1 protein-coding gene is annotated in these 411 nt (G+C 54.0%); it reads right to left on the bottom strand.

Annotation, left to right across the window (positions count from 1 at the left end):
- On the bottom strand, window positions 1-223 hold a 223-nt coding region (locus FJV41_RS56240), incomplete at its 3' end, for a hypothetical protein (protein WP_220138053.1).
- Window positions 224-411 lie beyond the last annotated feature (188 nt).

Here is a 411-nt window from a genome sequence, read left to right as displayed (position 1 = left end):
ATTGGGCAGAGAAGGAAAACGGTCCGGTTCCAGCGTCAAGGTCTGCACGCAGCAGTTCAAGCTGCAGGCGGCTGGTCGGCCCGTAGTCGAGCCAGCCATAGTTGAACCTGACGGCGCCTCCTGGATCAAAGTAAGGATCTCTATGGAGGTTATCCTCAGAAGCATCTGCAGCCAGCGAAGTTCCCGCCAACGCGGCAGCGACAATGAAGGGAATTGATCTCACGGTTATGCGCCTTGCCTCCCTGATCTGCTACGGAAAGCGCTTGAGTCTAACGTCGATTCATCCAATGCCTCAAACTGGCGATCTCAAAGAACTCTTGGCGACACCACAGCAATCACTCACTGCGCGTCTTTAGTCCTCAGGTCCATATGCCACGTGAAAATCATGTGCAGTGAGAGAGTAGCTAACAC

This window comes from Myxococcus llanfairpwllgwyngyllgogerychwyrndrobwllllantysiliogogogochensis, from assembly GCF_006636215.1.
Classification (GTDB): domain Bacteria; phylum Myxococcota; class Myxococcia; order Myxococcales; family Myxococcaceae; genus Myxococcus; species Myxococcus llanfairpwllgwyngyllgogerychwyrndrobwllllantysiliogogogochensis.
Note: the sequence above shows the minus strand (reverse complement) of the source record. Positions and strands in the feature narration are given on the sequence as shown.